Here is a 17,303-nt window from a genome sequence, read left to right on the forward strand (position 1 = left end):
TTTCACTGGATTGCGGAAGTCAGCCCCAGGCTCCGCCCGGGTCCTGCTCGGGCGCCCGCACGCGGCTCGCGACCACGGCGGCCACCACCATCAGGACGGCGCCCACGATCAGCGCGGTGTTCAGGCCGCTGGTGAAGCTCTGCCCCACCGCCATCTCGATCCGGGCGCCGACCTCGGGTGTCACCCCGCCGACCTGCGGCAGAACGCCCTGGGCCGCCACCGAGGTCTGCTCCACCGCCTTGCCTGCGGCATCCTGCGGGACCCCGGCCGCCGTGAGGCGCCCGGGAAGGTCGGCGGCGACGCGCAGGCTGATGACGGTGCCGATGATGGCCGTGCCGAGAACCGCGCCCAGCATGAGGGCGGTCTGCTGCATGCCCGACGCCGTCCCCGCAAGGTTGGCGGGGCTGTGGCCGAGGATCACCCCGACGGCCACCGGCACGATCGCGCCGATCCCGACGCCCATCAGCCCCAGCGACGGGCCGAGCAGCGCGTACGAGGAATCGGCCTGCAGCAGCGCGATCCCCACCGAGCCGAGGGCGACCAGGACGGCGCCGAGCATCATCGGCACGCGCGGGCCCCGGTCGCTGCTCAGCTTGCCGCCGACCGCGGCGCCGACGCCGAACAGGACCGTCTGCGGAAGCAGCAGCAATCCGGCGGTCAACGGCGCGTGGCCCTGCACCTGTTCGAGGTAGAGGCCGAAGTAGAAGTAGCTGCCGAAGGCGACGAAGGCGGCCATCGCGATGACCACGACGGCGGCCGAGAGCGACGTGGAGTGGAACAGGCGCAACGGCAGCACCGCGTTCGCCGAGGTCTGCTGCCGCCACAGGAACAGCCCGCCGAACAGCGCGAAGGCCACGAAGAGCAGCCCGGTGAACAGGTCGAGGCCGTCCACGGGGATGCGGACGATCCCCCACACCAGCGCCAGCAGCGCACCCGACAGCAGGATCACGCCCGGGATGTCGATCGGTGCGACGAGCCGCCGCTCGCGCCCCTTGTCGATCAGCAGCAGGCCGGCGATCACCACGACCACGCAGATCGGCACATTGAGGAAGAAGATCCCCCGCCAGCCGAACTGACCGACCACCAGGCCCCCGACGAAGGGGCCCGCCGCCATGGCCAGCGCGCCGAACCCGGCCCAGATCCCGATGGCGGTCTTCATGCGATCGTACGGGAACAGGTTCCGGATGATCGCCAGGGAGTTGGGCGCGAGCACCGCGCCGAACAGGCCCTGCGCGACGCGGGCGGCGATGAGCACTTCCACGGAGCCGGCGAGTCCGGCCGCGACGGAGCTGGCGGCGAAGCCGACCATGCCGACGAGGAAGGTGTTGCGGTGGCCGAACCGGTCACCGATCTTCCCGGCCGTGATCAGGAAGACGACCACCGCGAACATGTAGCCGTTGCTGACCCATTGGAGCTGGGTGAGCCGGGTGCCGAGTTCGACGGCGATCATCGGGTTCCCGATCGCCATCACGGTGGAGTCCAGCGCCTCCATCATGGCTCCGAGAGAGACCAGCACCAGGGTGATCCACATCCGGGTCGAGACGGTGCCTGCGGGCGCGTGGTCGTCCGCATCGGATGGTGACCACGTTTCGTCGCGGGGTGGTTGCGTCATGGTTTCTCCCACCTCAGTACGCCCTTCGGGCGAGGCGCGTACCGGGCGCTAGACGATGGGCGGGCCACCACGCGGGCCGGGCCGCGCGGTGGTGACGGTCGGGTCAGGCGCCGCCGCCGTCGGTGATGATGAACGTGTTGCCGTCAGGGTCGGTGATCGTCGCCTGCTTGCCCCAGGGCGTCGGGGTGGGGTCGTCGATGGAGAGACCGGCCCCGCGGAGGGCGGCCACGGCCTCGTCGGTGTTCTTGGTCTCGAGCATGGCGTTCTGGACCTGCGGCGTGTTCGGGATCCAGTTGCACAGCACCAGCGTGGTCTGCCCGCCCTTGGGCGCCACCTCGATCCAGCGCAGGTTGTCGCCCATCGGCATGGGCTGCTCGGTGCGGACCTCGAAGCCGAGTTTGTCGACGTAGAAGGCCTTGGCGGCGTCCTGGTCGGTGACGGGAACGGTGAGTTTCTGAAGATGCGTGATTTCCATGCGGCAATCGTAGGTAGGGAAGATCCTACCCGTCAAGGGTCGGCTGCTTCCTACGCGTCGGCGTCGCGCGCCCGGTACGAGGGGCCGCAATGTGGGAGAAAAGTCGCGCCCTCCTGTCGGGCATGCTCGGAGGATGGACGCGACGAGACGAGGCCGGATCCTCGTGGCGGGCGGCGGCATCGCCGGGCTGGCCCTGGGCATCGCGCTGCGCCACCGCGGGCTGGACGCGGTCGTCCTGGAGCGTTCGGCCGAACCCGAGCGGGCCGGCGGCGGGCTGGTGCTGGCCCCCAACGCCGTCAAGGCGCTGGCCGCGATCGCGCCCGATCTCGCCCGTCGCGTCCGGGAGGCGGGCCACCCCGCGGGCGCCCGCGGTTCGGCCCCGCACCGCAGCGCGTTCCTCGACCATCGCGGGCGGGTGCTCGGGTGGGTGTCGTTCGACGGGTACGAGGACCGCTGGGGCATGCCCTCGGTCACCGTCCTGCGCGCCGACCTGCACCGGCTGCTCCGCGACGAGGCTCAGGCGGCCGGGGCGGAACTCATCGAGGGCCGCGCCGCCACCCGTTACCTCCACGGTGACTCGGGCGTCGGACTGGTCACCGGCACCGAGGAGGTCCTGAGCGGGGACGTCCTCGTCGGCGCGGACGGCATCCACTCGGCCGTCCGCGCCCAGTTGCTGGGCGACGGCCCACCGCGCTACCGGGGGTTCACCGCGGTGAGAGGCATCGGGCCGGCGCCCGCCGCGTACCCGGACGGCTTCATCGCCTACGGGCGGGGCCTGGTCCTGTTCACCGCGGCCATCGGCGGCGGCGAACTCTACTGGGTCGCGTCCATGACCGCCCCGCGCGGCGTCATGCCGTCCCTGCCGGTCGCCGAGGCCCTGTCCCGGGTGCACGAGCGCGTCGGCGGCTGGCACCCGGACCTGCGGAAGGTGACGACCTCGGCGGACCCGGCCGGGTGTGTGGCGCACGACGTCTTCGACCGCCCGCCACCGCGCACGTGGGCCCGGGGCCGCGTCGTGCTCGCCGGTGACGCCGCGCATCCCATGGTCTACACCCTCGGTCAGGGTGCCGGGATGGCCCTGGAGGACGCCGTCGTGCTGGCCGGCGTGCTGGCCGGCGGCGTCTCGACGACCGCGGCGGTCGAGGCGGCGCTGCGTCGCTACGCGGCGGAACGAGGGCCGCGGGTGCGCAAGGTCGTGCGCCAGTCGCGGATGCTGGGCCGCGTCGCGCACGTGCGCTCGCCGCTGCTGGCCGTCATCCGCGACGCGATGCTGAGGGCGATAACCCGGGGAGGCGATACCGGCGGGCAGAGCTCCGACCTGTTCGGGTGGGCGCCCCCGTGACCTATCGCCGCCGGTCCGCCAGGTAGGCCGCGCCGCGCGGAGAGATCCGGTAGCCGGTGCCCAGGCTGACGGTGAGGCCGAGATTCTTGAGTTTCCGCACGTCCAGCTTGAACTGGGCGGCATCGCGGCCCAGCTCTTCGGCCAGGTCGGCGGCCCGTTCGGCGGGCCGGCGGCTGATGATCTCCAGGGTCGCCGCCGTCCACGGCCCGGTCTTGCTCGCCCGGTCCAGCCGGGCCAGCCTGGCCTCGACGTCCTCCAGGTCCGCCGCGGTGAGCTCGCCGGAGGCGGCGAGCTCGTCACGGGGATCCGGCTCGTCGACGAACCGGATGCGGAGCCGGTACACGGGGTCGCCGGTGCGCCCGCGAAGGTCGCCGACCACGGCGGCGGCGGACGGGTAACCGGCCGCCGCCGCGTCGGCGTCCGTGATCTGCTCGGGGGTCACGACGTCGACCGCGTCGACCGCCACCTGTCCCAGCGCGGTGCGGTACACGTTGCCCGCGGTCGCCTGCCGCTGCCGCCAGCGGCGGAACAGGACGGTGATGGCGCCGCGCCGGATGCCGTCGTGCCGTTCCTTCTCGATCAGCATGAGAGGAAGGCTACTTCCCGGCGCCGGTCAGCCCCGGCCGGACGCAGCCGGTTCCAGGAGCCGGTCCGGGTTGGGGCAGACGTGGTCGGGGCCCGGCGTGCTCCCCGTCAGCAGGAAGTCGCAGACCAGCTCGTTCAGTCCGGTGTTGCCGTAGAACGGGAAGACCCGGTGGTGCGCCGTGTCCGCCACGGTCACGAAAGTCGAGCGCTCCCCCAGCACCTCGTGCATCCGCCGGGCGGCCGCCCAGGGAGTGGACATGTCCTCGTCGGCCGCCACCAGCAGGTAGCTGCCGCCGCCGGACTCCGTGCCGAGCCGGGTGGCGGGCTCCGCCGGCGGGACGGGCCAGAACGCCGGCGCCTTGATCCCGTTGAGCGCCGCGCCGGTCCAGGGGAACTCCCCGGCCGCCTTCAGCATGTCCTGCTCGTAGAGCGCCGGGCTGCGGGGCCAGAGCGCGTCGCCGGCCAGGATCGCCAGCTGGGCGACCGTGCCGCTCTCCTCCTTCGGCTCGCCGAACATCCGGGCGAGGAACTCCATGCTGCTCGCGTCCAGGTCCGCCTGGGTGAGCAGGTGGCGGAGGATGTCGGCGAGGACGGGATAGGCCTTCTCGCTGTTGAGTATCCCGACGGGGATCAGCCTGGCCAGGGTGCGGTCGAGGGGGAACCCCATCAGCGTGACGGGCTCCCCCCGGTCCACCGCGGCGAGGACGGAGTCGTAGGCGGCCCGGACCTCGGGGCCGGCGGTGCCGAGCCGGTAGGTGGCGTGCTGGGTGGCGGCCCACCTGCACCACCGGTTCAGCGCCCGTTCGCCGTTCGCCGGGAAGTCGGTGAACAGCCCGCGCCACACCCAGTCGGGGCTGCAGATCGCGTCCAGCACCGCGCGGTTCAGGTGCGCGCCGAACATCTCGCCGTAGACGGCGCCGAGATAGGTCCCGTACGAGTACCCCAGGTAGTCGATCCGGTCCGCGCCCAGCACGCCGCGGATGACGTCCATGTCGCGGCAGATGTTGCGGGAGTTGGCGTGGGCGAGCAGGTCGAGCGTCCCGGCCGAGCACTTGGCGGCCACCGTGGCCTGGTAGCGCATCTCGGCGTCGAAGGACTCGGGCTGGTGGAAGACCCAGAAGCGTTCCTCGGGTTCGAGGTCGCAGAAGACGGGGGTGCTGGCGCCCATGAACCGGTGGTCGAACCCCACGATGTCGAACGCCTCGGTCAGCCGTTCGGGGAGGCTGCCGAGCAGCGCCGCCAGGAGAGCCAGGCCGCTGTTGCCCAGGTCGTCGCCCGGGCCGACGAGAAGCACCCCCTGGCGGCGGCCCGTCGCACTGTGCCTGGCGATGCCGATCTCGATGTCGCGTTCCCCCGGCCGCCGGTAGTCGAGGGGCACCCGCAGCACCGCCCGGCGGGCGCCGCCCAGCGCGGGGTCCGGCTCGCCCCATGCGACCTGCTGCCGGTAATAGGACGCCGGCTGGTTCATCGACGGGCCTCCCCATCCTCGTAGGAGTCGTCGCCCACGACGACGTCGGCCTCCGGCAGCCGCCCGGTCATCAGGAACTCCTGCGCCACCGCGTCCACCCGGGGGTCGCCGGCGAAGGGGAAGATCCGGTGTTCGATCACGTCCCGCAGCATGACCAGCCGGGACCGGTCACCCAGCAGGCCGCGCAGCCGTCTCGCCCCGGCGTCGGAGGTGAACATGTCACGCTCCGCCTGGATCAGGAGCACGCCGCCCGTCTCGCGGGGGCCGAACACGGTCGGCGGCTCCAGCGGCTGGACCGGCCAGAAGGCGCCGGCCTTGACGCCGAGCAGCGCCCGGTCCATGAACCCGGACGCGTCCTGAACGGCCGCCTCGTACTCCTCCAGCGCCCGCGGCCAGGCCGCGTCCCCGCACAGGATCGCCAGTTGCGCGGCGGCGGTGCTCGCGTCGCGGGGCACCGCGAACATCGAGCCGATGAGCTGCTGGGTGCCCGGCTGGAGTGGCGCGCCGGACCTCGCCGACCGGATGACGTCCTCCAGGGCCGGATGTGAGCGCCGCGAGCTGAGCAGCATCATGGTCAGCACCCGCAGGAACTGCTCGTCCAGCGGCACCGGCACCCCCGGCAGCGTGACCCCCGCCGCCCCCGCCTTGCGGAGGACCTCGTCGAAGGCGTCGCGCACCTGCTGGGGGGTGTCACCGAGGGGACCCTGCGGGCGCGCGGTCGCCGCGCACCAGTGCCGCAGCGTGGCCTCGCAGTTGCGCGCGAAGTTCGTGAACAGGCCCTGCCACACCCAGTCGGGGCTGAGGACGCTGTCGAGGATCACCCGGTCGGCGCGGTCGCCGAACAGCTCGCAGTAGACGGCGGCGACGTAGGAGCCGTAGTTGTGCCCGAGCAGGCAGACGCGCTCCTCGCCGAGGGCACGCCGGACGGCGTCGATATCCCGGGCGATGGCGCGGGTGGTGATGTGCGGCAGCACGTCGACGGAGTGGCCGGCGGCCTTGGCGGCGAGCTCGGCCTGGAACCGGACCTCTTCGGCGAACGACTCCGACTCGTGGAACACCCAGAAGATCTCGCGCTGGTCCAGCCCCCACCGCAGCGGCGCGCTCTCGCCGCTGAAGCGGTGGTCGAACCCGATCACGTCGAAGACGGCGGCGACGGACGGCGCCAGCGCCGCCCTCACCTGCGTGGCCATCGCGATGCCGGAGCTGCCCGGGTCGTCGGGGGTGACGACCAGGACGCCCCGCCGGGCTCCGGGCCCGGCGGCGGGGTAGCGGACCAGGGCCAGGTCGATCGCCGGCCCATCCGGGTCGCGGTGGTCGACGGGTACGGGCACGCGGGCCCGCTGTGAGCCGTCGCCCGCCTCGGACCAGCGGATCGGCGCGGGCGGTGCGGGGACGTCGCCGGCCGTACGGGCTCCGCTCATGACGCCTTCCTGATCTCGTAGAGGACGTTGAAGGGGGTGGGGGCGGCGATCCGCCGGGGAGCCGTCAGGCCGGCGTCGGCGCACAGGCGGGTGAGCACCGGCTGCGGGAGCCCCAGCATGCCCGCCACCACCGGCCCCGTACGGGAGAGCGGCACCGAGTACAGGGTGCTGGTGCCGTAGAGGAAGGCGGCGACGTCTCCCACGTTCTCGTGCGGGTCGGTCGAGCAGTCCGTCTCCAGCAGCAGGAAGACGCCGGTCTCCGTCAGCGCGCGGGCCACGTCGCGCAGGACGTCGCCGGGGTCGGCCGCGAGGTGCAGCGAGTCGAAGGCCATGACCAGCTCGTACGGTCCGGACAGGCCGTCCGCGAACCCCGTCACCCGGGTGAGCGTCACCCGGTCCGCGACGCCGTACTCGGCGATCTCGCCGCGGGCCCGCTCGACGTTGAGTTCGTGCCGGTCGACCCCCGTGCAGCGCGAGGCCGGGAAGCGCCGGGCGAGCAGGGCGAGCGCGGTGCCCGACCCGCAGGCCAGGTGGGCGACCTCGGCGCCGGCCGTCAGCTTCTCCTCCAGGCCGGGGACGAGCGGCAGCCACTGGTCGAGCAACATCGCTTCGAGCCACTTGGCGCTCATCCGCCAGGTGGCCTGGTACATCGCCGGCGGATAGTCGCCCGGCGTCAGTCCCTCGCCGCTGCGGAAGCAGCCCGCCACCCGCTCGACCATCGCGGCCAGAGGAGGGACCAGGCGGGCGATCCCGCCGACGTAGAAGGGAGAGCCGGGGTCGGCCAGGAGCGCCGTGTACGCGGGCGGGAGGCGGAACTCCTCGCCGGAGCGGTCCAGCTCCAGATAGCCGGCCGCGGCCAGCGTACGCGCCCATTCGCGCACGTAACGGGCGTCGGCGCCGGCCTGCTTCGCGATGTCGTCCGCGCTGTGGCCTTCGCCGTCGGCCAGCCCCGCGAACAGGCCGAGCTGGTCCCCGACGGCGCACGACAGCACCACCATGGCGCGGCTCAGATCCGTCATGAACCGCGCGCCGGCCGCCATGGCCTCTTCGATGTCGGATGTACGGTCGAAAACGCCGGGATCGCCCATGTGCGCCACCTGTCGTCGTTTCCTGTCCAGTTCCGTCAGCGTAGGCATCGGCTCAGCCGGGCGGCTTCTTCCAGATTGCGGCCGCGGGCCGAGGCGATGAAAGAAACCGGCACGCCGGTCCGCGTCGGTGCGCGGGATCGGCGTGCCGGGTGTCTGGCCGGGTCGTCGAGGCGACTAGGCGGTCTCGCGCCGGGTGAACCAGACCGGCAGCTCGGCGAGGCCGCGGAGCACACCGGTCTCGCGGTACTCCAGCTTCTCGACCGGGCAGGCGAGGGTGATGTCGGAGAACTCGTTCAGCAACGACGTGAACGCGATCTCGGTCTCCAGCCGGGACAGCGGCGCCCCGATGCAGTAGTGGATGCCGTAGCCGAACCCCAGGTGGTTGCGGTCGCCGCGGCTCACGTCGAGCCGCTCGCCGTCCTCGAACCTGCTCTCGTCGCGGTTGGCCGCGGCGTTGGCGATCGTCACCAGCCCGCCGGCCGGGATCGTGACGTCGCCGATCGTGACGGGCTCGGTGGCCACGCGCAGCATCGCGCGCTCCACGGGGCCGTCGTAACGGGCCAGCTCCTCGACCGCCGACGTCATCAGGGACGGGTCCCGGCGCAGTCGCTCGATCTCGCCCGGGTGCTGCAGCAACGCCAGCATGCCGTTGCCGATCAGGTTCACGGTGGTCTTGTAGCCCGCGATCAGGAGCAGGCCCGCCGTGGACACGACCTCCTTCTCGCTGAACGTGTTGCCCGAGTCCGACGCCACGACCAGCGCGCTGAGCAGGTCGGGCTGCTCCTCCTCGCGCCCCGAGCCGGGCTTGAGCTCGGCGCGCTTGCGGGCGACGAGGTCGACGAAGTAGTCGCGCAGCAGCCGGTTGGCCTCGTACGGGCGGATCCGCTCGCCCGTGACGTAGGTGGGGGTGAGGGCCGCGAGCACCCAGTTGGTGAAGCTCACGGCGTCCTGGTACGGCACGCCCAGCAGCGTGCAGATGACCTTGATCGGCATCGGCGCCGCGAACTCGCGCATGAAGTCGACCTGCTTGGAGGTGTCGATCCCGGCGAGCAGCTCATCGGTGATCTGCTGAATGCCCGGGCGGAGCCGCTCCACCCGCTCGGCGGTGAACGCCTTGTTGGCCAGCTGGCGGAGCCGGGTGTGCTCGGGCGGGTCGGCGTTGAGCATGTGCGGCTCGGAGTCCTCTTCGCCCTCGTCGTAGAGTTCCGTCTGCCGCATGACCTCCCACATGTTCCGGGGATCGCGGGAGAGCCGCCGGTCCGCGAGCGCGGCCCGCGCCTCCTCGTACCGGGTGATCACCCAGTGCTCGATGCCGCGCGGCTCCTTGACGAGCTGGACGGGTCCCTCCTCCCGCATGCTCGCGTAGATCGGGAAGGGGTTGTTGCGAAGATGCGGCTGGTACAGCGGGTGAACCTCGTCCTCGGCGTGTCCCATGTCGCCGGTCCTTCCGTTGGGTGTTCGTGCGATGACTTGCGCGGGCTCACGTCATCCGGGGATGCCGTCCGGCATGTCCGGTGGCGCGGACGCGCGCCGGATGAGAGTGCCGAGACGGTCGAAGGCCGAAGCCCAGAACCGCGTGAGCAGGGTGCGGTCGTGCGGGGCGGTCTCCGTCGAGCCGAACATCTCCCAGCCGTAGTGGAAGACCTGCAGCAGGCTGCCGCCCAGGTGCGCCGGCTCGATCCACAGATGGCCGGAGAGGTGATCCGGCCATCCGCCGCGGTCGAGCCTGAAGTTCAGGCTCGGCAGGTAGGACGGGAACCGCTGCCCGGCCTCCAGGTGCTCGGTGACCGTCAGCACGCAGCTTCCGCTGGCGTCGCCGATCACGAACGCCATCGGGTCGTCGACGTTCAGCGAGCCGGAGGTGCGTCCCGTCCAGTACTGCAGCGCGGGGACGGCGGTGAGCGCCGCCCACGCCTCGTAGGCCGGCAGGGGCAGCTCGGTCTGGACGTACGGCCCCATGCGCCGCCAGGTCCAGCGCACGTCCCGTCCGGTCTGCACGTGGTCGGAGAGCTGGTCGAGGATGCCCGGCCAGCCGGTGCCGTTCCAGCTCCGCCAGTCCGACGGCCCGTTCGAGCTGATCTCCGTGACGGTCACGGTGGTGGCCGCGCCCATGGCGGTGAGCTGCCACGTCACGCGGGTGGCCGGGCCCACGCCGACCCAGCGCCAGCGATAGCTCAGCGTGGCCGTGTGACCGTCCGGGCCGGGCGGCCGCACCTCGTCGGTGTGGCACCAGAAGAACTCACCGTCGCGGAAGTCGAGCATGCTCCGCTCGCCCTCGCGCGCCCAGGACTCACCCGTGCGCGCCAGCCAGAGCCCGATCCGCCCGGGATCGGCCAGCGCCGTCCACACCGCGTCCAGATCTGCCGGTACGGTCACCGTCGTGATCAGCCTTTCCCACCGGTCGTGGGCGACCGGCTGGGCCGTCGCGCGGAAGGGAGGGAAGGGTGACGGCTCGGTCAGCGGGACGGTGAGCTCGTCGGGCAGTGGTGAGACAGTGGTCATGGCGTCCTCGGCTCGTTCAGAGGTGCTGGGAAACCGGTCAGGCGATCTTCTCCGGGGCCAGGTAGCCGCCCATGTTGAAGCGCAGGCTGGTCAGGTAGCCGACCGGCTCGGCGTCGGGGTTCTTGAGGTCGTGCAGCGGCAGCATCCGGTAGATCTGGCCCTTGCCCGGGGCGCCCGCCGGCGGGATCGAGCGGACGTCGTCGATCGTCAGGATGACGGGTTCCTTGTTGAACAGCGTCTTGCCCAGCTTGGGGATGTCGAACAGGCATCCGACGGCCATCCGGCACGCCTTGGCCGAAGGGCCCTCTCCCGCGTAGGGGTCGAAGGGGTTGCGGATCTGGCCGGCGGACAGGCAGGTCGGGTTGAGGGTGACGGTGATGGTCCCCAGTTCCTCCGACGTGCCGGTCATCTTCATCTCGATGAGGTTGGTGTACACCTCGGCGTCGGCCCACTCGTTCTCCGTGGGCTCGGACCGGACCACCCGTACGTAACCGTCGAACTCGACGTCGAACTCGCCGACTCCGGGGATGGCGAAGGTGTCCCAGGAGTGGATGCCGAGGTTGTCGATGCCGGCCTCGGGGGTGGCCCAGCGGACGACCTGCGTGCCCTCGTACAGGTTGGGCACGCCGTCCGTCTGGACCGGCCGGCCGTAGACGGTGGTCTTCTCGGGATTGGTGATCATGGCTCTTCCTTTCAGGGGGTGTGTGATCGGCCTGTGGCCGGGATCAGAGGCCCACGGCGCGGTAGTCGCAGCAGGTGCGCCCGGGCTCGTCGGCGATGCCGTCCTGGTTGCTGTCGATCTCGCCGTCGACGGTGCTGTAGACGTCCCTGGAGTTGAGGTCGATGCGGCCGTCGCCGTCCCAGTCGTTCAGCTTCCCCTTGAAGGTGCCGAGGATGAACACGTTGGTCAGGTCCCTGACCTCGGGGTCGTGCATGGTCGACAGGATGCCGTTGCCCGGCTGCAGGATCTCCTCGAGTGACTTGCCGGCGACGCTCTCGACGTTCGTGTAGCCCCAGCCCTGGAACCGGCCGCGGACGTACCTGATGGCGTCCTCGCCGCGGACCTTCAGCGTGGGGTCGAGGTGCCAGGTGCCGTAACGGGCGAAGCCGATGCGGGTGTCGTGGGTGCCCTGCGAGGGGTCGTCCGCGCGGCCGGACTTGAAGAACGTCCGCGGGACCTGCGACTCGAAGAAGAAGTTGCCGCGGTCGCGCCTGCTGCGCTCGGTGAAGCCGCGGAACAGGTAGTTGTCCATGTGCGGCGAGTCGTCGACGTGCAGGCCGCTGATCGTCTTGGCCATCAGCAGCTGCTTCTCGCGGGTCGCGACGTTCGGGCACGCGTGCGCCTGGCCGTAGACGCGCGCCAGGCCGAGCGGGCCCAGCGAGACCTTGCCCCAGTGCTGGTTGGTGCCGTCGAGGCGGACGTAGAGGTCGCAGTGGATGAGCAGGTAGATCGTCTCGTCGAAGGTCCTGCCCTCGGTGAAGACGCCGCCGCGGCCGTCGAACGCGGGGTCGCCGGTGGTGAGCTCGCTGGCGAACAGCTTCGACCACTCGGCGATCTCCGGGTCGGAGTCCTTCGCGAAGCGGCGCAGCGCGGCGATGGCGTGCGGGCCGCCGAGCTTCTCCATGGCCCAGAGGGTGTCCCAGCGGACCTCGCGGTTCTTGTCGTGCCGGATGACCTCGGCGAGCAGCTCGAACGCGTCGGGCAGGTCCCGGTCGGCGTACTCGAAGACGGCCTGCTCGCGCATGACCGGGTCGGGGTGGTGCAGCGCGTCGTGCTGGAGCTCCTCGTCGGTCCGGTTGTCGACCCGGACGGCGGCCCTGTTCAGGGCGTAGCCGAAATCGCTGCACCAGGCGGCCGGGTCGCCGGCCACGAAGCGCGGGTCCATGCTGAGCGTGGTGCGGTAGGCGAAGTTGAGCGCGTCCCGCTGCTCGTCGCGGAGCGACTCGAGCGGCGGAGCCTCGACCGGAAGCGATGACTCAGGACCGGGGTTACCCACTGATTCCGGGGACTTATTGCATAGATCGATTGCCATCTGTTGCCTCCGAAGGGCGAAGTTGTGGCTACAGCAGTCACGCTAGGAGGGACCGGATGACAAAACTTCTCCCACGTTGCCTACCGAGGCCGGGCACGGTGTTCGCGCCTGGCAGGAGAAAAAGTGATCGGATACTGTCGGCGTGACCTCAGAAAGCCGATCAGCCGGTCGAGGTGATCCATGGAAGGGTCGCGATGGGCAATCTGATCGCACCGAACACGGATTTGACGTTCGTCCCCGGCCCCTGCCCGCCACGGCCGTGCGCGCTCCCGGAAACGCGGCATTCCGGATCACGTGTGCACGCGGACGACGACGGGATCCTCGTCGAACTCGGCGCTCGCTGGCGCCCGGGTGACGCCGCTCTGCTCCTCGGCGGGATCAGGCGAGCCGCGGAGCGCGGCCTGCCGCTCACGCTCGCCCACCGCGGCGCCGGCGGCGGCAGCCTGCTCCGGGCGGCGTCGCGCGAGTGGCCGCACCTGCGTCACCGCGAGATCGTGCGCGACGGCCGGGGGTCCTTCCGTACGCGTCCGCCACGGTGGATGCGGTACCGCCTGCCCGCGCCCACCGGTCGCGGCGGCGAGCCCGCCGGGGTGGCGATCAGCGGCGGGCTCGGCGGGATCGGCCTGGCCCTGGCCGCGCGGCTGGCCGCCGCGGGGCACCCGCTGTGGCTGCTCGACCGGCGCCCGGCGGGCGGCCTGCCGGCGGCCGACCGGCGGCGGCTCGCCGCCACGATCGCGCGCACCAGCGTGGTCGTCGATCAGGCGGACGTCACCGCGGCCGTTCCCGCGGCCCCCTTCCCGATCACGCACCTGGTGCACGCCGCGGGGGAGCTGGATCTGGCGCCGCTGGCCGACCTGTCCGCCGACGACCTGGAACGGCTGGCGGGCGGCAAGGCCACGGCCCTGCGCACCCTGGTGGAGGCCCTGATACCCGCCGGGCTGCGGTCGGTGGTGGCGTTCGGCTCGACCGAGTCCCGCCACCCCCATCGGCTGTTCGGCGGGTACGCGCTGGCCAACGAGCTGCTGCGGCGGGAGGCGGCCCGGCTGCGGGAGGAACGTCCGGAGGTGCGCGTCGTCACGGCCGAGTGGTCGCTCTGGTCGGCGGTGGGGATGGGGGCCGCCAGTGCCGGGATGGCGGGCCGGGCGGGGTTCGCGGTCGTGCCGCCGGAGTGGGGCGTCCAGGTCACCGAGGGACTGCTGGACCGGCGGCGGCCGATGCCCGAGGAGATCGTGCTCGGCGGGCCCCAGCCCACGCCCGAGCGTCCGGTGGCGGCGATCTCCGGGATCGGCGGCAGCTCCCTCGTGGTGGACGACGCGTCGGTGCGGCGTCTGGTGAGGCTCTGCCTCCCGGGCGGGACCGCGCGGCATCGGGAGGTCGGTCCGCGGGATCGGATCGTCCGCGCCCAGGTCGCGGACGACACCGTCTACACCTGGGGTTCCGGCCACCGTGACTGGAACACCCGCGCGCCGGGGAGGCAGAGGTGAACGGTTCCGTCGTCGAGCACTCCGTCCGGCTGCCGTGCGACGCCGCGGCCGCGTGGCGGATGATCGTGGACGCCCGGCGCGCCCAGGCCTGGTGGGGGCGGCTGGAGGCGGACATCACCCATGTCGCCCAGGAGCTGACCGTCGCGACGGGCACGTCCTCGGTGTACCGCCTCTGGGTCGAGACGATCCTCCCGGAGCGGGTCCTCGCGTTCACCAGCGCCTATCTCGGGGTCAGCCCCGTCACCGCCGTCCGGTTCGACGTCCTCGGGTCCGGGCCGGTGCTGCTGCGCGTCAGTGAGACGCTGGAGTCGGCGGACCCGGCGACCGTCCACCAGGCCAGGCGGCTGTGGCAGCACCGGCTCGATCGCCTGGTGGCGTCGCTGCCGGGCGCTCCCCCGGCCCCTGGGGAGACGGACGACGGCCTCGCCGACATCACCGTGCGCCGGACGCTCGACAGGCCGGGCTGGCGCCCGCTGCACCGGGCCGTCCTGAGCGAGTGGCTGCCGCTCTCCGGTCCCGCGTGGCCGCCGCGCTGGTTCTACGTGATCGACTCCGAAGGGCCCCGGCCGTTTCCCGTCGTCCGCTGGCGCACGCACTTCGACGACCTGATCGCGCTCGGGATCGAAGCCGTGCCCGGGTGCCCGCCCACGGAGGCTGAGGTGGCCGTCGCGGCCACCGCGACCGCGCTGGAGCTGCGGGTGCGGCACACGGGATGGGCGGCGCTGGACCTGGACGCCGAGACGCGGGAGGTGCTGCGGGACCGGTTCCTGGCCACCTGGCGGCACACCCTCCAGCGGGCGGTCCACGCCTGAGCCCGCCCGGGCTCACCTGACTCCGGTGGCCGCGGGGATCTGCAGGCCGGGCCACCAGCGCCGGAGCGTCCCCTCCACGATCATCAGGGACATCAGGGGGAACGCGAAGTCGGCCGGCGGGTGGACGCCGTACCTGTTCTGGTGCTCGAAGACGCGGGGGCCGAAGTCGGTCATGTCGAACCGCCCTCCCGGCTCCGTCGTCGCCCGTACGAGCCCGGCGATCTCGCGGGCGAACGCGCGCCTGCGAGCCGGGGTGTGCCCGGCGGGCGGCCCCGAGGGGAACGCCGAGTCGTACATGATCTCCCCGCACCGCTGCCCGTTGCGGAGCGCCAGGTTGATGAAGAAGTCCCGGAGTGAGTCCCGGACCCTCCCGGGCATCTCCACGCAGTAGCCGGCGTCCAGGATCACGACGGTGCCGTCCGGCCGGATGTAGATGTTGCCCGGATGGAGATCGCAGTGGACGAAGCCGTCCTTGAAGATCATCGAGCCGACGGCTTCGAGCACCCGCGACGCGACGCGGTCGCGCCCGGCCAGGTCCGCGGCCGGAACGTCGTCGGCGAGCCCCGGGACGAGGTCGGTCACCAGGGCCACGGGGCAGGTGTAGTCCTCGTGCACCCGCGGCACGATGATCTCCTCGTACCGGGCCAGGTTCGCGGCGAGCCGGCGCAGGTGGCCGGCCTCGCGGAAGAAGTCGATCTGGCCGTAGAGCGCCCGGGACATGTAGCCGACGAGGTCGGCCATGGGCGCGCCGCCCGCCGCCGGCAGCTTCTCGGCCACCCGGGTGAGCGCGGTCAGCAGGGTGAGGTCGGTCGACATCGACTCCGCGACGCCCTCCCGCTGCAGCTTGACGGCCAGCAGGCGGCCGTCCGGGTCGATGGCCTCGTACACGCAGGCGATGCTGCCGCTGCCGACGCAGCGATCCGTCACGTTGAGCCGGCTCAGGCGCGGCTCCTGACGCGTGGCGAGGGCCAGTTGACGGCCGAACTCCGCGGCGCCCATCGGGGTGACGTCGTCGTGCAGGGCGGCCAGCTGCTCGGTGACGTGGGCGGGGAACAGGTCGGCGCGGCTGGCCAGCATCTGCCCGAACTTGACGTAGGTGGGGCCCATGCGTTCGACATGCCGCACGAGCCGCCTGGTGCCGCGCGTCTGCGCCCGTGTCCTGCCGCGGAGCAGCCGGTCGACCAGCCACGCCGACACCACGTGCGGCGCCGCGGCGCCCACCTGGCCGGTCAGCCGCGCCGCGCGGCCGGCCAGGCGGAGCCCGCGCACGCGTGGCAGGTGGTCCGGGCCGGCCGCGCTCTCCCGCGCGGGCTCGCCCGGTCCGGCATCGCCGGGCGCCCGCTCGGCCGTCCTGCCGAACGCGTGCGCCGCCACCATGGGGTGCACGGCGGGCAGCGTCGTGACCGGCGACAGCCCCGCCTCGGCGGCGGCGGCGACCAGGGTCTCGGGCGTCAGCCCCAGGGTGCCCAGCGGCCGGCCGCCTCGCGCGGCGGTGGCCGGGACGCAGTACAGCACGCTGGTCGCCAGCAGCATCGCCGCCGCCGGGCCGGTCAGCGGCGGAGACTCCACGACCAGCAGGGTGCCGCCGGGGCGCAGGGCGGAGGCCGCGGCGCGCAGCATGCCGGACAGGTCGCTCACGTCGTGGAGCACGCTGAGCGCGAGAATCAGGTCGTATCCGCCGCTCAGCGCCGTCGTGGCGTCCAGGTGGCACAGCGAGACGCGTCCGGTCAGGCCGCGCGCCGCCAGCCGGGCGTTGCCCGCGCTGGTCAGCCGTTCGTCGAGGTCGAAGCCCTGAGCCGTGATCCGGGGGAAGGCCGTCGCCAGGGTCTCCAGCGTCTCACCGGACGCGCAGCCGATCTCCGCCACCCTGCCGCCGGCCCGCAGGGTGTCGGTGAGCCCGGGGACGGCGGGCAACCAGATGTCCGGAAGGATGACCCCGGTCCACTGGGCGCTCATCCGCTGCATCGCCTCGGCGAGCTCCTGCGGATAGCTCGCGTCGTCGAGGGCTCCCCCGGTGTGATAGGCCTCGGCGATCGCGGGGACGCACCGGGTCAGCGCGCCGAACAACGCCACCCCCGGCTGCACGTCCATCATCCCGCCGATGAACGGCCGGACCTCGGGCGACCACGCGTAGCCCGCCTCGTCGTGGGAGACCAGCCCGGCGGCGGCCAGGCCGCGCAGCCACTCCTCGGCGAGGCGCGCGTCGCCGCCGGTGGCCCGGGCGAGCCCGGCCGCCTGAGCGGGGCCGGCGGCCAGCGCGGCGCTCAGCCCGGTCCGCGAGCCGAATTCCAGCATCGTGGCGACCATCGCGGTGGCCACGACGGCCATCGGCCGCGGCAGCTCCGGCCCGTCGCCGATCTCGTGTCGGGTCGTCCCGGCAATTCTCTCACCCATGGAAAGACACCCTTTTGGCACGACAGCAAATGTACGAATTATAGTCAGGCGTTTCCGGGGCGGCTTCTTCGAAATTGCGGTGTGCTT

At 72.3% G+C, this 17,303-nt stretch carries 14 protein-coding genes; 3 read left to right on the forward strand and 11 right to left on the reverse strand.

Annotation, left to right across the window (positions count from 1 at the left end; all coding sequences use genetic code 11):
* Nucleotides 1-19 precede the first annotated feature (19 nt).
* Together ACIBF7_RS38890 and ACIBF7_RS38895 are read right to left on the reverse strand one after the other, a co-directional pair.
* Entirely contained in the window at nt 20-1,612 is a 1,593-nt protein-coding gene (locus ACIBF7_RS38890; RefSeq protein ID WP_345482673.1) for an MFS transporter, read from the reverse strand.
* A gap of 103 nt (nt 1,613-1,715) precedes the next feature.
* Nucleotides 1,716-2,087: a VOC family protein gene (locus ACIBF7_RS38895; RefSeq protein WP_187281106.1), complete on the reverse strand. Its 372-nt coding sequence runs from the start codon at nt 2,085-2,087 to the stop codon at nt 1,716-1,718.
* Between the two features lie 133 nt (nt 2,088-2,220).
* Between ACIBF7_RS38895 and ACIBF7_RS38900 the strand changes: the two genes are divergently transcribed.
* A complete protein-coding gene (locus ACIBF7_RS38900) occupies nt 2,221-3,429 on the forward strand; it encodes an FAD-dependent monooxygenase (RefSeq protein ID WP_397199349.1) in 1,209 nt (402 codons plus the stop codon).
* A gap of 1 nt (nt 3,430) precedes the next feature.
* On the opposite strand, the gene ACIBF7_RS38905 is transcribed toward ACIBF7_RS38900, so the two are convergent.
* The 8 genes from ACIBF7_RS38905 to ACIBF7_RS38940 all read right to left on the reverse strand — a co-directional run bounded on the left by ACIBF7_RS38905 (nt 3,431) and on the right by ACIBF7_RS38940 (nt 12,490).
* The gene (locus ACIBF7_RS38905; RefSeq protein ID WP_271277986.1) at nt 3,431-4,015 is read right to left on the reverse strand and encodes a hypothetical protein; all 585 of its coding nucleotides are present in this window, start codon (nt 4,013-4,015) and stop codon (nt 3,431-3,433) included.
* A 27-nt stretch (nt 4,016-4,042) separates the two neighbouring features.
* The gene (locus ACIBF7_RS38910; protein WP_271277985.1) at nt 4,043-5,482 is read right to left on the reverse strand and encodes an alpha/beta fold hydrolase; all 1,440 of its coding nucleotides are present in this window, start codon (nt 5,480-5,482) and stop codon (nt 4,043-4,045) included.
* On the reverse strand, nt 5,479-6,903 hold the full coding sequence (locus tag ACIBF7_RS38915) for an alpha/beta fold hydrolase (protein WP_397199350.1): 1,425 nt from the start codon (nt 6,901-6,903) through the stop codon (nt 5,479-5,481). Before ACIBF7_RS38915 ends, ACIBF7_RS38910 begins: the two co-directional genes overlap by 4 nt.
* Nucleotides 6,900-7,991, reverse strand: a complete 1,092-nt coding sequence (locus tag ACIBF7_RS38920; RefSeq protein WP_397199351.1) for a class I SAM-dependent methyltransferase — start codon at nt 7,989-7,991, stop codon at nt 6,900-6,902. Before ACIBF7_RS38920 ends, ACIBF7_RS38915 begins: the two co-directional genes overlap by 4 nt.
* A 174-nt stretch (nt 7,992-8,165) precedes the next feature.
* Nucleotides 8,166-9,425 carry a cytochrome P450 gene (locus tag ACIBF7_RS38925; RefSeq protein ID WP_271277981.1) on the reverse strand — a complete coding sequence of 420 codons (1,260 nt, stop codon included), beginning with the start codon at nt 9,423-9,425 and terminating at the stop codon, nt 8,166-8,168.
* A 51-nt stretch (nt 9,426-9,476) separates the two neighbouring features.
* On the reverse strand, nt 9,477-10,493 hold the full coding sequence (locus ACIBF7_RS38930) for an SRPBCC domain-containing protein (protein ID WP_219548081.1): 1,017 nt from the start codon (nt 10,491-10,493) through the stop codon (nt 9,477-9,479).
* Nucleotides 10,494-10,530: 37 nt separating this feature from the next.
* A complete protein-coding gene (locus ACIBF7_RS38935) occupies nt 10,531-11,175 on the reverse strand; it encodes a DUF6073 family protein (protein WP_148031002.1) in 645 nt (214 codons plus the stop codon).
* A gap of 43 nt (nt 11,176-11,218) precedes the next feature.
* Nucleotides 11,219-12,490, reverse strand: coding sequence for a HEAT repeat domain-containing protein (locus tag ACIBF7_RS38940; RefSeq protein ID WP_397199352.1), 1,272 nt, complete (start codon nt 12,488-12,490; stop codon nt 11,219-11,221).
* Nucleotides 12,491-12,822: 332 nt separating this feature from the next.
* Between ACIBF7_RS38940 and ACIBF7_RS38945 the strand changes: the two genes are divergently transcribed.
* Entirely contained in the window at nt 12,823-14,010 is a 1,188-nt protein-coding gene (locus tag ACIBF7_RS38945) for a KR domain-containing protein (RefSeq protein ID WP_397199353.1), read from the forward strand.
* The gene (locus tag ACIBF7_RS38950; RefSeq protein WP_397199354.1) at nt 14,007-14,822 is read left to right on the forward strand and encodes a hypothetical protein; all 816 of its coding nucleotides are present in this window, start codon (nt 14,007-14,009) and stop codon (nt 14,820-14,822) included. The genes ACIBF7_RS38945 and ACIBF7_RS38950 overlap by 4 nt, the downstream gene beginning before the upstream one ends.
* Nucleotides 14,823-14,834: 12 nt before the next feature.
* Here the strand turns inward: ACIBF7_RS38950 and ACIBF7_RS38955 are convergent, their stop codons facing one another.
* Nucleotides 14,835-17,216: an AarF/UbiB family protein gene (locus ACIBF7_RS38955; protein WP_397199355.1), complete on the reverse strand. Its 2,382-nt coding sequence runs from the start codon at nt 17,214-17,216 to the stop codon at nt 14,835-14,837.
* Nucleotides 17,217-17,303 lie beyond the last annotated feature (87 nt).

The organism is Nonomuraea sp. NPDC050478 (genome assembly GCF_044458265.1).
Taxonomy (GTDB): Bacteria; Actinomycetota; Actinomycetes; order Streptosporangiales; family Streptosporangiaceae; genus Nonomuraea; species Nonomuraea ferruginea.

What these genes read in the sequence shown, in the direction of transcription:
- ACIBF7_RS38930 (WP_219548081.1), bottom strand. Translation starts at nt 10,493, where the DNA reads ATGACCACTGTCTCACCACTGCCCGACGAGCTCACCGTCCCGCTGACC.
- ACIBF7_RS38905 (WP_271277986.1), bottom strand. Translation starts at nt 4,015, where the DNA reads ATGCTGATCGAGAAGGAACGGCACGACGGCATCCGGCGCGGCGCCATC.
- ACIBF7_RS38920 (WP_397199351.1), bottom strand. Translation starts at nt 7,991, where the DNA reads ATGGGCGATCCCGGCGTTTTCGACCGTACATCCGACATCGAAGAGGCC.
- ACIBF7_RS38925 (WP_271277981.1), bottom strand. Translation starts at nt 9,425, where the DNA reads ATGGGACACGCCGAGGACGAGGTTCACCCGCTGTACCAGCCGCATCTT.
- ACIBF7_RS38890 (WP_345482673.1), bottom strand. Translation starts at nt 1,612, where the DNA reads ATGACGCAACCACCCCGCGACGAAACGTGGTCACCATCCGATGCGGAC.
- ACIBF7_RS38935 (WP_148031002.1), bottom strand. Translation starts at nt 11,175, where the DNA reads ATGATCACCAATCCCGAGAAGACCACCGTCTACGGCCGGCCGGTCCAG.
- ACIBF7_RS38910 (WP_271277985.1), bottom strand. Translation starts at nt 5,482, where the DNA reads ATGAACCAGCCGGCGTCCTATTACCGGCAGCAGGTCGCATGGGGCGAG.
- ACIBF7_RS38955 (WP_397199355.1), bottom strand. Translation starts at nt 17,216, where the DNA reads ATGGGTGAGAGAATTGCCGGGACGACCCGACACGAGATCGGCGACGGG.
- ACIBF7_RS38895 (WP_187281106.1), bottom strand. Translation starts at nt 2,087, where the DNA reads ATGGAAATCACGCATCTTCAGAAACTCACCGTTCCCGTCACCGACCAG.
- ACIBF7_RS38900 (WP_397199349.1), top strand. Translation starts at nt 2,221, where the DNA reads ATGGACGCGACGAGACGAGGCCGGATCCTCGTGGCGGGCGGCGGCATC.
- ACIBF7_RS38915 (WP_397199350.1), bottom strand. Translation starts at nt 6,903, where the DNA reads ATGAGCGGAGCCCGTACGGCCGGCGACGTCCCCGCACCGCCCGCGCCG.